Annotated in this window: 11 protein-coding genes; 7 read left to right on the plus strand and 4 right to left on the minus strand. The window is 64.4% G+C overall.

The window, feature by feature from the left end; translation table 11 throughout:
- Window positions 1-368 precede the first annotated feature (368 nt).
- On the minus strand, window positions 369-1,856 hold the full coding sequence (locus tag LY632_RS07555; RefSeq protein WP_234090538.1) for a reverse transcriptase/maturase family protein: 1,488 nt from the start codon (window positions 1,854-1,856) through the stop codon (window positions 369-371).
- A gap of 434 nt (window positions 1,857-2,290) precedes the next feature.
- Between LY632_RS07555 and LY632_RS07560 the strand changes: the two genes are divergently transcribed.
- Window positions 2,291-3,160 carry an HNH endonuclease gene (locus LY632_RS07560; RefSeq protein WP_234090539.1) on the plus strand — a complete coding sequence of 290 codons (870 nt, stop codon included), beginning with the start codon at window positions 2,291-2,293 and terminating at the stop codon, window positions 3,158-3,160.
- A gap of 242 nt (window positions 3,161-3,402) precedes the next feature.
- Here the strand turns inward: LY632_RS07560 and LY632_RS07565 are convergent, their stop codons facing one another.
- Both LY632_RS07565 and LY632_RS07570 read right to left on the minus strand, forming a co-directional pair.
- Entirely contained in the window at window positions 3,403-4,293 is an 891-nt protein-coding gene (locus LY632_RS07565; RefSeq protein WP_234090540.1) for a hypothetical protein, read from the minus strand.
- Between the two features lie 205 nt (window positions 4,294-4,498).
- The gene (locus LY632_RS07570) at window positions 4,499-5,764 is read right to left on the minus strand and encodes a glutamate-5-semialdehyde dehydrogenase (protein ID WP_234090541.1); all 1,266 of its coding nucleotides are present in this window, start codon (window positions 5,762-5,764) and stop codon (window positions 4,499-4,501) included.
- Window positions 5,765-5,957: 193 nt separating this feature from the next.
- On the opposite strand from LY632_RS07570, the gene proB reads away from it, so the two are divergent.
- Complete coding sequence (gene proB / locus LY632_RS07575; protein ID WP_234090542.1) at window positions 5,958-7,181, plus strand: glutamate 5-kinase; 1,224 nt, start codon at window positions 5,958-5,960, stop codon at window positions 7,179-7,181.
- A 108-nt stretch (window positions 7,182-7,289) separates the two neighbouring features.
- Here the strand turns inward: proB and LY632_RS07580 are convergent, their stop codons facing one another.
- A complete protein-coding gene (locus LY632_RS07580; RefSeq protein ID WP_234090543.1) occupies window positions 7,290-8,645 on the minus strand; it encodes a hypothetical protein in 1,356 nt (451 codons plus the stop codon).
- A 189-nt stretch (window positions 8,646-8,834) separates the two neighbouring features.
- On the opposite strand from LY632_RS07580, the gene LY632_RS07585 reads away from it, so the two are divergent.
- From LY632_RS07585 to LY632_RS07605, 5 genes are all read left to right on the plus strand, one after another.
- Window positions 8,835-9,647 carry an outer membrane protein assembly factor BamD gene (locus LY632_RS07585; RefSeq protein ID WP_234090544.1) on the plus strand — a complete coding sequence of 271 codons (813 nt, stop codon included), beginning with the start codon at window positions 8,835-8,837 and terminating at the stop codon, window positions 9,645-9,647.
- A 74-nt stretch (window positions 9,648-9,721) separates the two neighbouring features.
- Window positions 9,722-11,803 (plus strand): CapA family protein, encoded by a 2,082-nt coding sequence (locus tag LY632_RS07590; protein WP_234090545.1) that lies wholly within the window; start codon window positions 9,722-9,724, stop codon window positions 11,801-11,803.
- 73 nt (window positions 11,804-11,876) lie between these two features.
- Window positions 11,877-13,541, plus strand: coding sequence for a DNA repair protein RecN (recN, locus tag LY632_RS07595; RefSeq protein WP_234090546.1), 1,665 nt, complete (start codon window positions 11,877-11,879; stop codon window positions 13,539-13,541).
- Between the two features lie 152 nt (window positions 13,542-13,693).
- Entirely contained in the window at window positions 13,694-14,065 is a 372-nt protein-coding gene (locus tag LY632_RS07600) for an endonuclease domain-containing protein (protein WP_234090547.1), read from the plus strand.
- Window positions 14,066-14,149: 84 nt separating this feature from the next.
- Window positions 14,150-14,983, plus strand: a complete 834-nt coding sequence (locus tag LY632_RS07605; RefSeq protein ID WP_234090548.1) for a S9 family peptidase — start codon at window positions 14,150-14,152, stop codon at window positions 14,981-14,983.
- The last annotated feature ends 1 nt before the right edge of the window (window position 14,984 follow it).

Below are 14,984 nucleotides of genomic sequence, written 5' to 3' on the forward strand. Positions count from 1 at the left end.
GTTCGGGCAAAAGGCCAAGGGGGGACTCGAACCCCCGACCTATGGATTATGAATCCATTGCTCTATCCAGCTGAGCTACAAGGGCATAGGCCTTTCGGCCCGAACGTCACAACTGTAACTGTCAGATCGAGAATTGCAAAGGCGTATCGCTCAAGACCAATGAGAGACATCATAAAAATTATTCTCGCCTTTAGGGCACTCGTCGCGCAGCATGATGGCACCTCGTTTCGCAGATACTTCTTCGATTCCATATACTTGGACGGAATGACCACATCGCGTGCATTCTAAATCGAGGCAAGATACGTCTCCATAGTCGCTCTCAGTTGTGCTTTCAACAATTTCAACCGTGATCTTCACTTTTGCCTCCATCACTTCAAATTGACGACATCTGATGCATCGCGCCGAGCTTTGCGTTGTAGTGCGCGTTCAATTTCCTGATCCACTCTATGTCTGGCACGTCTCCTTAAGCGCCTAACTTGGCTGTGAATCTTTTTTCCTTTCGTTCCAAACTCTTCGACAGACCGCGCTACGTAGGTCCAAAAAGTCCATCTCTTGTTTGAAGAGGTTGGCTCGAACTTCTCAACCCGGCCGAATCGCTTTGTGAATTCCTCAAAATTGAACAGATCACAGAGTTCATCGTAAGTCTTTGTGGGGTAGCGCTTTATTGTCGCCTCCGCTTGATTGCGGGCTACCGATGCAACCTTGCGATAGAGGTTTGACATCGTTGAATCTCGGAGGAAAACGCTCTGCCCATCATAGCGGAAGCCAAGGTACTCGAGTCCATTTCTGCCCTTTCCAGCTATTAACGCTGGTTCTTGAGCATCACCATTTTGCGTGTAGCGCACTAGTGACGACTTCTCCGGCTTGATGACAAGCTGTTCGCCATGCTCTCGGATGCGGGTGGGCAGTTCATCCATGATCTCTTGGGCCTTTTCGACCGAGACCGGCAAGATTAAGAGAATATCGTCCGAATACCGGACATAGCTTCCGCCCAAGCCGACAGCGAGCTCGTTCATCTCAACATCGAAGTCTATTAGATATAGGTTGGCTAGTAGGTCTGAAATCGGCGCGCCCTGTGGGATGCCGAAGGGCTTCATGTTGGGTTCGACAAGGGAATCGTATTCGCCGTTTTCACCGAGAATCTTCTGCCGAAATTCGTGTGGCGAGCAAAGCTGGGTCGGAATTTCGTCATAGGGCGTGAGATAACCGTGGATCGGATCTCCGCGCGTCGTGGTGCTTTTCACGCCGTAGAAACCGAGCCGCTCATAAGCTTTTACCCTGTCCACAACACGATATTTAGTGATGTTCTTAAAAACGGCGAAGTGGTCCGCAGAAAGGCGCTCTTCGCCCAGCAAGCGACACCAAAGTGCCTTCAATCGTTCGTGATCTATGGATTCAAAATAGCTGCTGATGTCGACGGCAATTGCGCAGCAGTTGCCAAGCTCGTGGATTCGATCAAATGCCTCACGGGCAAACTGGATATTGCACTTACCTCGCCGTCTGCCAGCAGTTGTGGGGATACGCCTGTACGCGATTGGACAGTGGCTGATACCAAGGCGGCTAAGTTCAGCCTCGTATGGCCCACTAAGCAAATGCCGATAATATGCGAATATGTATGAGTCTCGACGCGATGCATAGCGAATAGGACGGTCCTTCGCCTTGGGTTTGGGAGCTTTGCTCCCCTTTTCCCGGCGGAAAGGCTGCCATTTTTTGGTGTAGCGCAGAAGGGGAAAGAAGCTGTTAGCAGCGACTCTCTTAGGATCAGTGACCAATGCAACGATTTCGTCTGGCTTTAATACTTGATCAAAATGTGGATAGCGTTTGAGATCGCTTTTCTTCAGAATCCATTCCGGCATCGGCCTCTCCTCAACGAGAGGGGGCGGCAGTAACCGGTCCCATCCGGTTAACACTACCGCCCCGCACCGTTGGCAACGAGCTGGGCGAACCCTGCTCTGTCTGGAATGTATTCGACGAAGTCGAGTATGCTGTCGCCGTCACGGCTATCGCGTGTATCGCGATGGTCGATTGGCGGAATTCGCTCTTCTCGGCATTCAACGGAGTTGCCTCTATGACTATCCGCTTTGCGCTTCGGTTCGCGTTCATCCTTTACAGTCACAACTACGTACTCTGCCCCCCAAGTGAGCAGATGTGACTAAGATGGCTGCACCAGCCTAACTTTTCAATAGCCGACGCAAGAGATCTTGCGTTTATCAACGGAATCCTGGCGCTTTTGGGCAGAAGCGTGCATTAGGTAAGGCTCACGCCGCTCGAACAAAGCGAACCTGAACGAATGACCTTCGGTGTTTTCATGCACAAAGATGGGTCGATCTACGACGACATCCCTGAGGCGCATTACCAGTTTCCGAAGATCTATCTCAGCCGCGCCCAGCAGATGGTCGGCGACTGGGTTGTCTATCGCGAGCCGGTGAAGCTGCCGCAATCGAAGGGTTTCTTCGCAGTAGCGAAGGTCGAGAAGATCATTCCCGATCCCGTCGAGCCAGACCGCTATCGTGCCTTGATCGAAGAGGGCAGCTTTCTGCCGTTCGAGCCGACCGTTCCGCACATGGTCGATGGCCAGCCGGTCGAACGCGATCTAGCCAATGCGCAAGCGGCGGTCCGTCCGCTTTCCAACTCCGATTTCCGCCGCATCATCTCGCTCGGGCTTCCCGAGGACGACACGCTGCCGCGCATTGGCGAACTCGAAACGCCGAACCGCGTGCAGGATAATCCGCAAATGCCGTTCGAGATCGAGCGGCCCATCGTGCAGACGCTGCTCAATCGTCCCTTCCGCGACCGCGCATTTCGCCGCGCGGTTCTGTACGCCTATGACGGGCGCTGTGCGGTGACAGGGTGGAAGCTGGTCAACGGTGGTGGCCGTCTGGAGGCGGAGGCGGCGCATATCCGCCCGGTCGAGCACGGCGGACCGGACAGTCTGCGCAACGGCTTGGCCCTGTCAGGCACCGCGCACTGGATGTTTGACCGCGGGCTGATCGGCCTGACCGATAGCCTCGACATCATGGTCTCTCGGCAGGTCAACGACCCATCCAGCGTGGAGGCGATCATCAACCCCACGCGCAAGGCCATCGTGCCCACAAGAGAATCCGAACGCCCGCACCCGCAATTTCTCGCATGGCACCGCGAGCATTGTTTCAAGCATTAGCTTCTCCCATCTTCGTCATCCCGGGCTTGACCCGGGATCCCGCTTTTCTTTGGTTCAGGGGCTGGGCTGCTTGGCGGGGAGGAAGGTAGCGGGACCCCGGATCAAGTCCGGGGTGACGGATAAAGGTTGATGGGAACGACGCTGGCGCGTCCGCACCACCCCCAACCCCCTCCTCTGAAGAAGAGGGGGCTTTGTGCTCCATCACCAAGAGCGATCCTTGAACGCTCTTCCCGCGGACACGCCTACTCCTCATCCAGCCACCGCCAGTCCTCTTCCGCGCCCTCGGGCAGGAAGGGCTCCAGCTCGTCCTCTTCCGACACGATCCCCTCCAGTTCGCCGCATTCCTTCCAGTCGCCGTCGCGGACCATGGCGAAGGCGGGGCCTTGGGCGCCTTCGGGCGGGCCATCCTCCTCGCGGCGGTGCATGGCGGCGAGTTCGGCCAGCTTGGCCTGCCAAAAGCGACTCTGGGCCTCGATCTCGGGCAGGGTCATCGTTACCGGGTCGAAATGTTCGATCATCGCGGCGTTGATGTCGTCCTTCTCGGCGCGGGTGGCGACGGGGACGGTGAGGGACATGCCCAGCCGTTCGAAGCGGCCCCCACCCCCAACCCCCTCCCCTGAAGGGGAGGGGGCTATGTCGCCGTCGCTGCCCGACAGTCGGAAGGCCCCCGGATCGAAATAGCTCGCGGAGAGGCGGCGGCCGTCTTCGGCGCGCATGTTCATCCTGAGGCAGAACATCAGCAGCCGGTCGTTCTTGACCCGGCGGAAGCCCTTGAGCTTGCCGCCGACGAACACGGGGGAGAGCTGGCCGTTGAGCGCGCGTTCGAACGCCTCGTCCTTCAGCCGCTGCACGCCGAAGTCGAGTGCGGCCTCCCATGCGCGGCGGAAGCCTTCCGCGCCGGGGCGGCGGCGCAGGTAATAGGCGCCTTCGGGGCTCATGTTGACATGCATCGCGGCGCGCTTGACGCTGCCGGTGTCGGCGAGCGCGCCGATGAAGGCGCGCTGGCGCTCGGGCGTCCAGCCGTCGTGGCGCGGCTTGACGGGGACGGGCGGGAAGGCGGGCAGGTGGTGGCCGGCGGCCTCCATCTCGGCCAGCGGGGTGCGCGTCTCGCGCGGGTCCTTGCGGCGGGTCATCGGGGGGAGTGTCTCCTGGTCGGTGGGCAACCGGCCAGGGTGAAGCAGAAAACGCGCGTGTAGGAAAATTGAGAGTCTTTGTGTGCGCACGGCCTCCGCCGTGCGATATCCTCGCTCAAGGGGCCTGCGGCCCAATCGCTGCGGGCGCCCGGTCGGGCTTGCGGTCGGCTAGTCGCCGACCGTGCTCCGCAGCCAGGCCGCGTACTTAGCTCCTTACCTGACCCGAGCCGTGCACCAGGTACTTGAAGCTGCACAGTTGCTCGAGCCCGACAGGGCCGCGGGCGTGCATCTTGCCCGTCGCAATGCCGATCTCCGCGCCCATGCCGAACTCGCCGCCGTCGGCGAACTGGGTGGAGGCGTTGTGCATCACGATGGCGCTGTCGATCGCGGCCATGAAGCGGCGGGCGGCCTCGGCGTCCTCGGTGATGATCGCGTCGGTGTGATGGCTGCTGTGCGTTTCGACCCAGTCGATCGCCTGGTCGAGCCCGTCGACCAGCTTCACGCTGGCGATGGGGCCGAGGTATTCGGTGCTCCAGTCCTCCTCGCTGGCCAAGGCGATGCGCCCGTCGAGCGCGACCGCCTCGGCATCGCCGCGCAGCTCGCAGTCGGCGCCCATGGCTTCGGCGAGGGCGGGGACGAAGGCGGGCGCGATGGCGCGGTCCACCACCACGCTCTCGGTCGCGCCGCAGATGCCGGTCCGGCGCAGCTTGGCGTTGCGTATGATCGCGACCGCCTTGGCGACATCGGCCGCTTCGTGGACGTAGGAATGGCAGTTGCCGTCGAGATGCAGGAGCGTGGGCACGCTGGCCTGGTCGCGCACCAGCGCGACCAGGCCGCGCCCGCCGCGCGGGATGACGAGGTCGACGAATTCGTCGGCCTTGAGCAGTTCGGCCACCGCCTCGCGGCTGGTGGTCTGGACGGTCTGCACCGCGTCCTCGGGCAGGCCCGCCGCGCGGAGCCCGGCCTGCATGGCGCGGACGATCTCGCGGGTCGAATGGCGGCTCTCGCTCCCCCCGCGCAGGATCACCGCATTGCCGCTCTTGAGGCACAGCGCGCTGGCATCGGCGCCGACATTGGGCCGGCTTTCGTAGATCATGCCGATCACGCCGATGGGCACCGCGACCCGCTCGATGACGAGGCCGTTGGGCCGCTCGAAGGTCGCCAGCACCCGGCCGACGGGATCGGGCAGGGCGGCGATGTCCTCCAGCGCGGTGGCCATGCCCTCGACGCGGTCTTCGGTCAGGCGCAGGCGGTCGATAAAGGCGGCGTCCTTGCTCCCTTCGACGCCGGCAACATCCCTGGCATTGGCCTCGAGCAGCGCCGGCGCCGCCGCCCGCAGCGCCTTGGCGGCTTCGAGCAGGGCGGCGTTCTTGGCCTCGGTCGAGGCGCTGGCGAGCACCCGCGCGGCCTTGCGCGCGGCGGTGCCCAGCTGGCGGACGTGGATAGACGGATCAAGGCTCTGGTCAGTCATGATGCGGTTCCCCTATCGGAAATTTCTCCGCGCGGCGAGTGCCATGCAGAGGCGCGGTGCGCGCAATCCGGCGCGCAGGCAGCAGGCGCGCGGAACCTTTCTCGGAACCCCGGCCTGTCTCGTTCCTTGATGCAACGAGCACGCGGCGCAAAGTTTCCGCGAAATTACTGAAGTTTTAAAAAGGAAGGCCAACTTGCCCGCTCCCCAAACCGCCAACCAGGCTTCAACACCAGCCCCCGGCCGCCCGGGGCGCATCGTCGTCAAGATCGGCTCGGCTCTGCTCGCCAACACATCGCGGCTGACCCCGCGCTATGGCTTCATCCAGCGCCTGCTGGAGGATATCGCGCGCCTGCGTTCGCAGGGGCATGACGTGATCCTGTGCTCCAGCGGGGCGGTGGCGCTGGGCATGCGCGTGGTCGGTGCCGAACCGGGCAGTGCCGGCCTCAGCGACAAGCAGGCCGCCGCCGCCTGCGGGATGCCGCAGCTGCTCAACGCCTACAAACAGGTCGGTTACGAATTCGACCTGGAGATCGCGCAGATCCTGCTGACGCTGGGCGATTTCGAGGATCACCGCCGCTTCCTCAACACCCGCAACACCGTGCACCGTTTGCTCGAATCGCGCATCATCCCGATCGTGAACGAGAACGACACCGTCACCACCGAGGAAATCCGCGTCGGCGACAATGACCGGCTGGCTGCCAAGATCGCGCAGATGGTGGAGGCGGACCATTTCGTCATCCTCACCACGGTCGATGGCCTGTACGATCGCAACCCGTCGGAGCCGGGGGCGCAGCTGGTCGAGGAAGTGAGCGACGTCAGCGCCTACCTGCAGGCGGCATCGGGCAAGACCACGCTCGGCACCGGTGGCATGCTGACCAAGCTGCAGGCCGCCAACATGGCACAGAACGCCGGTGTCACCGCCTGGATCGCGCACGGCGATGTCGACCGCCCGGTGTCCTCTGTTCTCAGCGGCGAGCGGCGCTGCACCAAGTGCCTGCCCAATCCGCAGCCGGCCTCGATGTGGAACAGCTGGCTGGCCGACCGGCTGCAGATGGCCGGGCACCTGGTCATCACCGACGAGGCGGTGGCGCGGCTATCGGGCAACCACCCGATCCATCGCGACGATGTGCTGTCGATGGACGGCGACTATTCGCGCGGCGACGTGCTGCACATCTACGACCGCGAAGGCGTGGAGCGCGCCCGCGGCCTGACCGACTTCACCAGCGAGGAAACGCGGGTGATGATCGCCAATCCGGACCTGCCGGCCGACCAGCTGCTGGGCTACCAGACCCATGCGGAGATCATCCGGGCGAACAATCTGGTGCGGCTGGAAGGGCATCACTTGCCGTGGGATGCGCCGGACGACGAAGCGCCGCAGCGGCGGGTGGTGCCAAGGGGTGGGGGGACGGCAGGCTGACGGGAAAACTTGGCCCTTGCGGCCTACCTTCTGCAGGCATGCAGAAGGTAGTTCGTCTTCGGCTGTTGCGCGCTCTTCAACCCGAAGCCCTCGCGCTAGCTTCATCCATCACTCGCCTTTCGGGCAATCGGGCTGCATGCGAAAACCGCGCTCGTCCGTCTCCATCTCGAATGGTTTGCCCACCGGGAAACAGACCCCGTATTGCTCGACAAGGAGCTTCTTGACCTCGCCCGCAGCAGCCGCGTGTTCCTTCTTCGCCCAATTCATCTCGCCGCTAAAATAGAATTCAAGGTCGCTAGCCAGTTCGACCGGGTCGCTCTCGAACTCGTCCCAGTGCCGGAGGATCAGGTCCCACCGTGTTTCATGCAGGCTCCATTGGTACCACATCGAGTCCCGGAATGTCGGGAAACTCAGCGTCGCCCCGCGTGCGCGCAGCAGGTTGAAAGCAGCCCTGGTGTCACCACGGAAGTTGATCGCATCGAGATCATCATTGGCCTCCACCAGGGCGGATTTCGTCCGTCCCATGGTGTCCGGGCTCACGCCTTCGTCAAGCAGCCGGCTGAGGAACCACAGCCGCTTTTCGCTGGCGGTCCTCACCAGCGGCGGGTCTTCATACAGCCCCGTCGCATCGAGATCGAACCCTGCCGCGATCAGCGCATCGAACGCGACGCGATCATTGCACTCGATCGCCCAATCGAGCAGCGACATACCCTCCTCGCCGCGCTGGTCAAGCGGAGCGCCCGTAAAGTCCGGCGCGGACTCTTCGCGGCACATAGCCTTGGCAAAGCGGACCAACCCGGTTCCCGCAAAAACCTTGGCGTAGGTGGCACCGCGATAGCGAAAGCCGGTCATGGTCTCGATATACTCGGGCGGCGGATCGCCGCTGACCCGGTCAATGCCCATATCGTCGAGCCTCTGGCCACACCGGATGGCGAGATTGGTCACCCAGCCGAACATGAGATCGTCGTCGGCTTGCACTGCGCCCGACTGGAGATCCTGTTCCAGCTGCGGGTCTCCCAACATGGAGAGCAGGACCATGGCCTGATTGCCCGTCGAGAGCGCACTCGCATAGCCGTCCTCGCCCAGCGCTTCGCGTGCCCGCGCCAGCGGCTCGGTCAGTCGTTGCTCGAAACGCCAGACATCGGCGAACTTGCCGATGCGCCGGTCATGATCGGTGTCTTCGGCGGCAACGGACGCATAGCCTTCGGCGATGGTCTGGCACAGGACGACAATCTCGTGCTGGTTCAGCCGCATCGTCACGACGCCGAAAGGACCGTGCTTTTCGAACGCCTCCTGCTGCGCGGCCTCGTAGACGGCCATCGCCTTGGGATCGGCGGGCATGGCGTACACCTGGACAGATGGACCGGGCGCGGGCCCGGGTTCGGACTCGGCCGGGTGCTGTGCCAGCGCGCCCGGTGGGAGCGCAAGGCTTGCGACCAGTAGTCCCAGCGTCAAAAGCCTCATCCTGCATCCTCTGTCCAATCCTGCCTGATCTGACATTCGAGGTAGTTGTCGGCAAGAACTGAAGTGCGGCGCATGGAGAAAAAGGATGGACACAGCGCCAGCAGGCGGATCCCGATGTTGTCACCTATCCCCCATCACACCCCCACACTTCACTTGGCGTTCAGCAGGGGCGGGGTTATAGCGCCTGCCATGTTCGCCAAGATCCCTGCCGCGCCGCGCCTGTCGCTGGTCCGCACTTTCGCCGTTTCCGTCCTTGCTGCCACTGCGCTGGCAGGTTGTGCCACCGGCGGCGGCGGGGCGAAGGACACCGCCTATGTCGCGCGTGACGTGGAAACGCTGTACGCCTCGGCCAAGACCCGGCTCGACCAGGGCAATGCCAAGCTGGCCGCCGCCCTGTTCGACGAGGTCGAGCGCCAGCATCCTTATTCGCCCTGGGCCCGCCGCGCGCAGTTGATGAGCGCCTTCAGCTATTACGTCGCGCGGGACTATACCAAGTCGATCCAGGCGGCGCAGCGCTTCCTGCAAATCCACCCGGGCAACAAGGACGCGCCCTATGCCTATTACCTGATCGCGCTGAGCTATTACGAGCAGATCAGCGACGTCACCCGCGACCAGAAGGTGACCGAGCAGGCACTGGTCGCGCTGCGCGAAGTCGATCGCCGTTTCCCGACCACCGAGTATGCCGCCGACGCGCGGCTCAAGATGGACCTGGTCAATGATCACCTCGCCGGCAAGGAGATGGAGATCGGGCGCTATTACCAGAAGGCCGCCAAGTGGTCGTCGGCGCTGATCCGGTTCCAGAACGTGGTCGATAGCTACCAGACCACCAGCCATACGCCCGAGGCGCTCTATCGCCTGGTCGAATGCTCGCTGGCGCTAGGGATCCCGGTCGAGGCCAAGAAATACGCCGCCGTGCTGGGGGCCAACTATCCCGGCAACGAGTGGTACGAGAAGGCCTATGAGCTGATCGAGGACAAGGCCCCCGCGCTCGCCGCGCGATAATCGCCGGAAGCCCGCAGCCAACGGGCGTAAACAGGGTTAACCAAATGTTCTAACTGCCATGCGAGAGACCTCTTATGAACGGGGGTATTCTCGGATGGCTGCTGGGCCTCGTGGCGGGGCTCGTCTGCGCGCTTGCCGCGGCGATCTGGCTCGACCCCTGGGGCGGTGCGGGCGACCGGGCGATGGCCGAAGCGCTCAAGGTCGAACTGGCCGGCGCACTCGACGGTGCGCGGGACGGCATCGCCTTCGACAGCGTCACCGTCACCGTCAACGGCAAACCCGCGAAGCTCGCCGCCGATGGCTCGTTCTCGGCACTGGTCCCGCTCGCGCCCTACTACCGCGTCGATATCGGCGGGAATGGGGTGTTCCCCATGGTCCAGACCTTCGGCAAGGCGGAATTGCGCGATCCGGCCTGCGATTGCCTGCGTATCCCGGCAATCGAGCTGGTGGCGAAGAAGCCGGGCCGGATCGAGCTGTTCTTCGGCGGCGACAGCATGGCCGCACGGCGCTATTTCCACATGGGACTGCGCGACGAGCCGGTGCTCGACCATGACACGCTCGATGCCGATCTCGACCGGCTGTTCGACCATATGGAACCCTATTTCGGGCCAAGCGACTTTGCCTCGGTCAACCTCGAATCGGTGGTGGCCGCCGTCACCCCCGGCGAGCCTGCGCCCAAACGCTACAAGTTCTTCTCGCCGCCCGAACTGCCGAAGGCGATGATGCGGGCCGGGATCGACCATGTTTCGCTCGGCAACAACCACACCGCCGACTATCGCGACATCGGCCTGGAAATGACGCTCGATGCCATTGCCAGGGCCGGCCTGCTGACCTCCGGCGCGGGGATGAACGTCACCGAGGCGGAGAAGGCGACCCGCGTTACTGTCGGCAGTACGAAGCTGGCGTTGTTCGGCCTCGTCGGCTGGCGCGGGGACTGGACGCCGAACCAGACCGCGACCGCGACCAAGGCCGGCGCCGCCTGGGGCACCAGGGAAGTGATCGACAGGGTCACCCTGCGCGAGCTGGCCGCGGGCTATGTCCCGATCATGGAATACCACGGCAACATGGAATACATGGACCGCCCGTCGCCCATGTCGCTGCCGCGCTTCCGCCGGGCGATCGATCTCGGCAGCCCGCTGGTGATCGGCCACCACCCGCATGTGACGCAAGGGCTGGAGATCTACAAGGGATCGCTGATCGCCCATTCGCTGGGCAATTTCCTGTTCGACCAGGACCACCCGCACACCCATTCGACCTTCGCCATCAAGGTGTGGCTGGAGAACGGCAGGTTTCTGCGTGCCGAGGTGCTGCCGATCAACATGCTCGATTATCGCCCGGTGCCCGCCGTCGGCGGGATGCGCGAAAGCGTGCTGCGCCGCGTGTTCTGGCTGTCGGCGGAGATGGGCACCAATCTGGCGCTGACCGGCGGCCATGCGGCGGTGTGGCGCGAGAACCGGCCGCAGGGGAACGGGCGATGCCGCCAGCCCGAAGGTTTCACGCTGGCGAACTTCGGTCCTTCCTGCGGTGACGGAGCAAGCGAATATGGCCGCAACCTGATCCCGCGCGGGGACTTTTCCAACGCCCAGACGGGCCCGGCGCAGGACCGCTTCTGGAAAGCGCTCAACGGCAAGCTGGCGTTGAAGCGCACGCCCATGGCCGAGGGCTATCTCGAGCTCTCGCCGCGCGCCGCGCACAAGAGCTTCTACCTCCATTCGGCGTCCTACATCCGCGATGTCTATGCCACGCGCTTTACGCTCAAGAGCCGGATCCGCCTGCCGCATGATGCGGAGATCGAGCTGATCATCCGCGACAAGCCGCCCGAAGGCGCCAAGCCGACGCCGTCCGTGCTGGGCGAATCGATGCAGACCAGGCGTTTGCGGGGCAGCGGCGAATGGCAGGATATCGCCTTCGACTTCTGGCTCCCACCGGGGCCGGTGCCGCGCTTGCCTCCGGGCCCCGATGGCGCAGCGCATCCGTTCCGCCCGATCCTGCGGATCAAGTACCTGGGCGAGCGCGAAGGCGACGATGACCGCGTGCTGCTCGACGATATCCGCCTGATCGAATGGCCGCCGGAGTATGCGCAGCGGGACGCGCCGCGGGCATGGTGGTTCACGGACCGGCGGCCGAAGCCGAAGGGCACCATGGCCGCGCGGTAGGCCCGGCGGAATTCCACACAGAGGTGCCGCACAGGCGGTGACGCGGCCTGCGCCTTGGGTTAGGGAAAGCGCGATGCTGACCCGCCTTGCCATCCGCAACATCGTGCTGATCGAAGCGCTCGACCTCGATTTCGGGCGCGGGCTCGGCGTGCTGACGGGCGAGACGGGCGCGGGCAAGTCGATCCTGCTCGATGCGCTGGGGCTGGTGCTGGGCAACCGCGCCGACAGCGGACTGGTCCGCGCCGGAGAGGACAAGGCCAGTGTCACCGCCAGCTTCGAATTCGCCCGCCTGCCCGCCACGATTGCCGAGGCGCTGGACGAGGCCGAGATCGAGATCGAACCGGGCGAGCCGCTGCTGATCCGCCGCCAGCTCAAGGCCGACGGGGGCAGCAAGGCTTTCATCAACGACCAGCCGGTCGGCGTCGCACTGCTGCGCGAGATCGGCGGGGCGCTGGTCGAACTGCACGGGCAGCATGACGATCGCGGGCTGGTCAATCCCAAGGGGCATCGCGCGCTGCTCGACCGCTATGCCGGGAGCGAGGGCGATGCGGTGGCTAATGCCTGGGCCGAGTGGCAGCGCACCCGCAATGCGCTCGCCCGCGCCCGCGTGGACATCGAGACCGCCAAGGCCGAGCAGGACCTGCTGCTCGCGCATCTGGCCGAACTCACCGCGCTCGAGCCGGTCGCGGGCGAGGAAGAGCGCCTCGCCAATGCCCGCGCCGACATGCAGAAGGGCGAGCGGCTTTCGGGCGATCTCGAGGAATTGCGCCACGTGTGGGACGGCAGCGACGCCCCGCTGGCGCAACTGCGCAGTGCCGCACGGCGGCTGGACCGGATCGCGGGCGAGCATCCGCTGCTCAGGGAAGCGCTCGAAGCGCTCGACCGCGCGGTGATCGAAGCGGGCGAGGCGGAGGAGAAGCTTGAGAAAGCCGCCGAGGCGCTGGTGCATGATCCAGCGGCGCTCGAAGCCGCGGAAACCCGGCTGTTCGACCTGCGCGCCATCGCCCGCAAGCATCGCTGCGAAGTCGACGAACTGCCGGAAAAAATGCGCGCCTTCCGCGCCGCGCTCGATGCCATCGAAGGCGGGGAGGCGCAGCTCGATGCGCTGGAGGCGGCAGAACGCGAGACGGGCGAGACCTACCGCCGCGCAGCCCGGGCACTGCACGAGGCGCGCGTCGCCGGCGCAGCAAGGCTCGATGCGGCGGTGGCGGCGGAACTCGCGCCGCTCAAGCTTGATGCCGCCCGCTTCCAGACCAGCGTCACCGAACTGCCGGAGGAGAGATGGGGCCCGGCCGGGATCGACGCGGTCGAATTCCTGATCGAGACCAACCCCGGTGCAGGCTTTGCCCCGCTGATGAAAATCGCCAGCGGCGGCGAATTGTCGCGCTTCATTCTCGCGCTCAAGGTCGCGCTGGCCGAGCAGGGCGGGGCGGCGACGGTGATCTTCGACGAGATCGACCGCGGCGTCGGTGGCGCGGTGGCGAGCGCCATCGGCGAGCGGCTCGCCCGGCTGGCCCGCGACGGCCAATTGCTGGCGGTCACCCACTCGCCGCAAGTCGCCGCGCGCGGCGGCACCCACTACCGCATTGCCAAGACCAGCGAAGGCACGGTGACGCGCACCTCGGTCGAACGGCTGGATGAGGCCGGGAGGCAGGAGGAAATCGCGCGGATGCTGAGCGGCGCGGAGATCACCGACGAGGCGCGGGCGCAGGCGGACCGGCTGCTGGAGGGGGTGTGAGCGACCAAGGCTCGCAGCACCACCCCCCGGCCCCCTCCTCTCAAGAGGAGGGGGAGAAAAGCGTGCGGCGAGGGAAAGCCCCCTCCTCTTCAGAGGAGGGGGTTGGGGGTGGTGGCGTCTCGCCAGAGACACTCCACAAGCGCGCCCGCCAGATGCGCAACAATATGACCGAGCCGGAACGCCGATTGTGGATGGCCCTCCGCTCCAGCCGGTTGTCGGGCCACAAGTTTCGCCGTCAGGATGTCATCGGTCAGCGCATCGTCGATTTCTTCTGTCCGGCAAAGGGATTGGTGATCGAAGTTGATGGCGATACGCATGACCCTGAGCTCGATCACAGGCGGGACTGGCGCATGCTGGAGCAATTCGGCTTCAAGACCCGGCGGTTTACCAATGCTCAAATCATGACCAACCCTGAGGGGGTGGTCGATGATTTGGCGGCCTTGCTCGAACAACTGACAGACCGCTGGCCGGGAGGGCGCACGCACCACCCCCCGGCCCCCTACTCTGAAGAGGAGGGGGCTTAAGTGCGTGGCGGTCGCCAGTTTCTGAGCCTTTGCCTCGGTGTTTTCGCGCTGACGCTGGCAAGTTGCGTCCACGGAGGCGAACCTATGAGCGACCATGTGCTGAGCGCAGGCGGGGCGGCTTGGGGCACTGATGCCAATCTTGCGGCCTCTCGCCCCGATGCCATCCTGCGCTTTGGCGACAAGCCCCGCGACTATGCCGAGCTGCGCCTGCCAGAAGGCAAGGGCCCGTTCCCACTGGCAGTGATCTGGCACGGCGGTTGCTGGAAGCAGGGGGTGGCCGACACCGCCTATATGGCCGCGCTGGCGACGAGGTGGCAGCAGCAGGGCGTCGCCACGCTCAATGTCGATTATCGCGAGGTGGGTGATGGCGGCGGCTGGCCGGGCAGTTTCGAGGACTGGCAAGCCGCCAGCGCGCTGATCGACCATGTGGCCAAGGACTATCGGACAGACCGCGAGCGGGTGACGCTGGTCGGCCATTCGGCTGGGGCCCTGCCGGCGCTGTGGCTGGCCCAAGAGCGCGGTGCCGACAGCCCCATCGGCGTGCTGCCCCCGGTCAAGGCGCGCGCGGCGATTGTGCTCGACGGGCCGGGCGATGTCGGGGCCGAACGCGAGGCGTTCGATGCGCTGTGCCAGTTCTCCTCGGTCGATCCGTTCATGGGCGGCACTCCGGAAGAGGCTGCGGCGCGTTATGCCGCTATTTCGCCGCGTATCAACGCGCCGCAGCTGGCCGAGGTGCTGTTTGTGCAGGCCAAGTTGCCGGTCCCGTCCGATGATGTGCTCGCGGCTATAGGCGAGGCGGGGGCGAAGGTGCAGACCATCGCCAACCCCGACGCCAGCCATTTCGACATCATCACACCGGGCCACCCCGCTTACGTGCGCAACGAGGCCGCGATGCTGGCGGTGCTCAAGGGGCTTTAGG

Origin of the sequence: Erythrobacter sp. SDW2 (assembly GCF_021431965.1) — a bacterium.
In the GTDB taxonomy this organism is placed as follows: Bacteria; Pseudomonadota; Alphaproteobacteria; order Sphingomonadales; family Sphingomonadaceae; genus Parerythrobacter.

Excerpts from the sequence above, each read along its gene's own strand:
- LY632_RS07570 (WP_234090541.1), bottom strand. The coding sequence starts at position 5,764 with ATGACTGACCAGAGCCTTGATCCGTCTATCCACGTCCGCCAGCTGGGC.
- LY632_RS07555 (WP_234090538.1), bottom strand. The coding sequence starts at position 1,856 with ATGCCGGAATGGATTCTGAAGAAAAGCGATCTCAAACGCTATCCACAT.
- LY632_RS07565 (WP_234090540.1), bottom strand. The coding sequence starts at position 4,293 with ATGACCCGCCGCAAGGACCCGCGCGAGACGCGCACCCCGCTGGCCGAG.
- LY632_RS07605 (WP_234090548.1), top strand. The coding sequence starts at position 14,150 with ATGAGCGACCATGTGCTGAGCGCAGGCGGGGCGGCTTGGGGCACTGAT.
- LY632_RS07590 (WP_234090545.1), top strand. The coding sequence starts at position 9,722 with ATGAACGGGGGTATTCTCGGATGGCTGCTGGGCCTCGTGGCGGGGCTC.
- LY632_RS07600 (WP_234090547.1), top strand. The coding sequence starts at position 13,694 with ATGCGCAACAATATGACCGAGCCGGAACGCCGATTGTGGATGGCCCTC.
- LY632_RS07560 (WP_234090539.1), top strand. The coding sequence starts at position 2,291 with ATGACCTTCGGTGTTTTCATGCACAAAGATGGGTCGATCTACGACGAC.
- recN (WP_234090546.1), top strand. The coding sequence starts at position 11,877 with ATGCTGACCCGCCTTGCCATCCGCAACATCGTGCTGATCGAAGCGCTC.
- LY632_RS07585 (WP_234090544.1), top strand. The coding sequence starts at position 8,835 with ATGTTCGCCAAGATCCCTGCCGCGCCGCGCCTGTCGCTGGTCCGCACT.
- LY632_RS07580 (WP_234090543.1), bottom strand. The coding sequence starts at position 8,645 with ATGAGGCTTTTGACGCTGGGACTACTGGTCGCAAGCCTTGCGCTCCCA.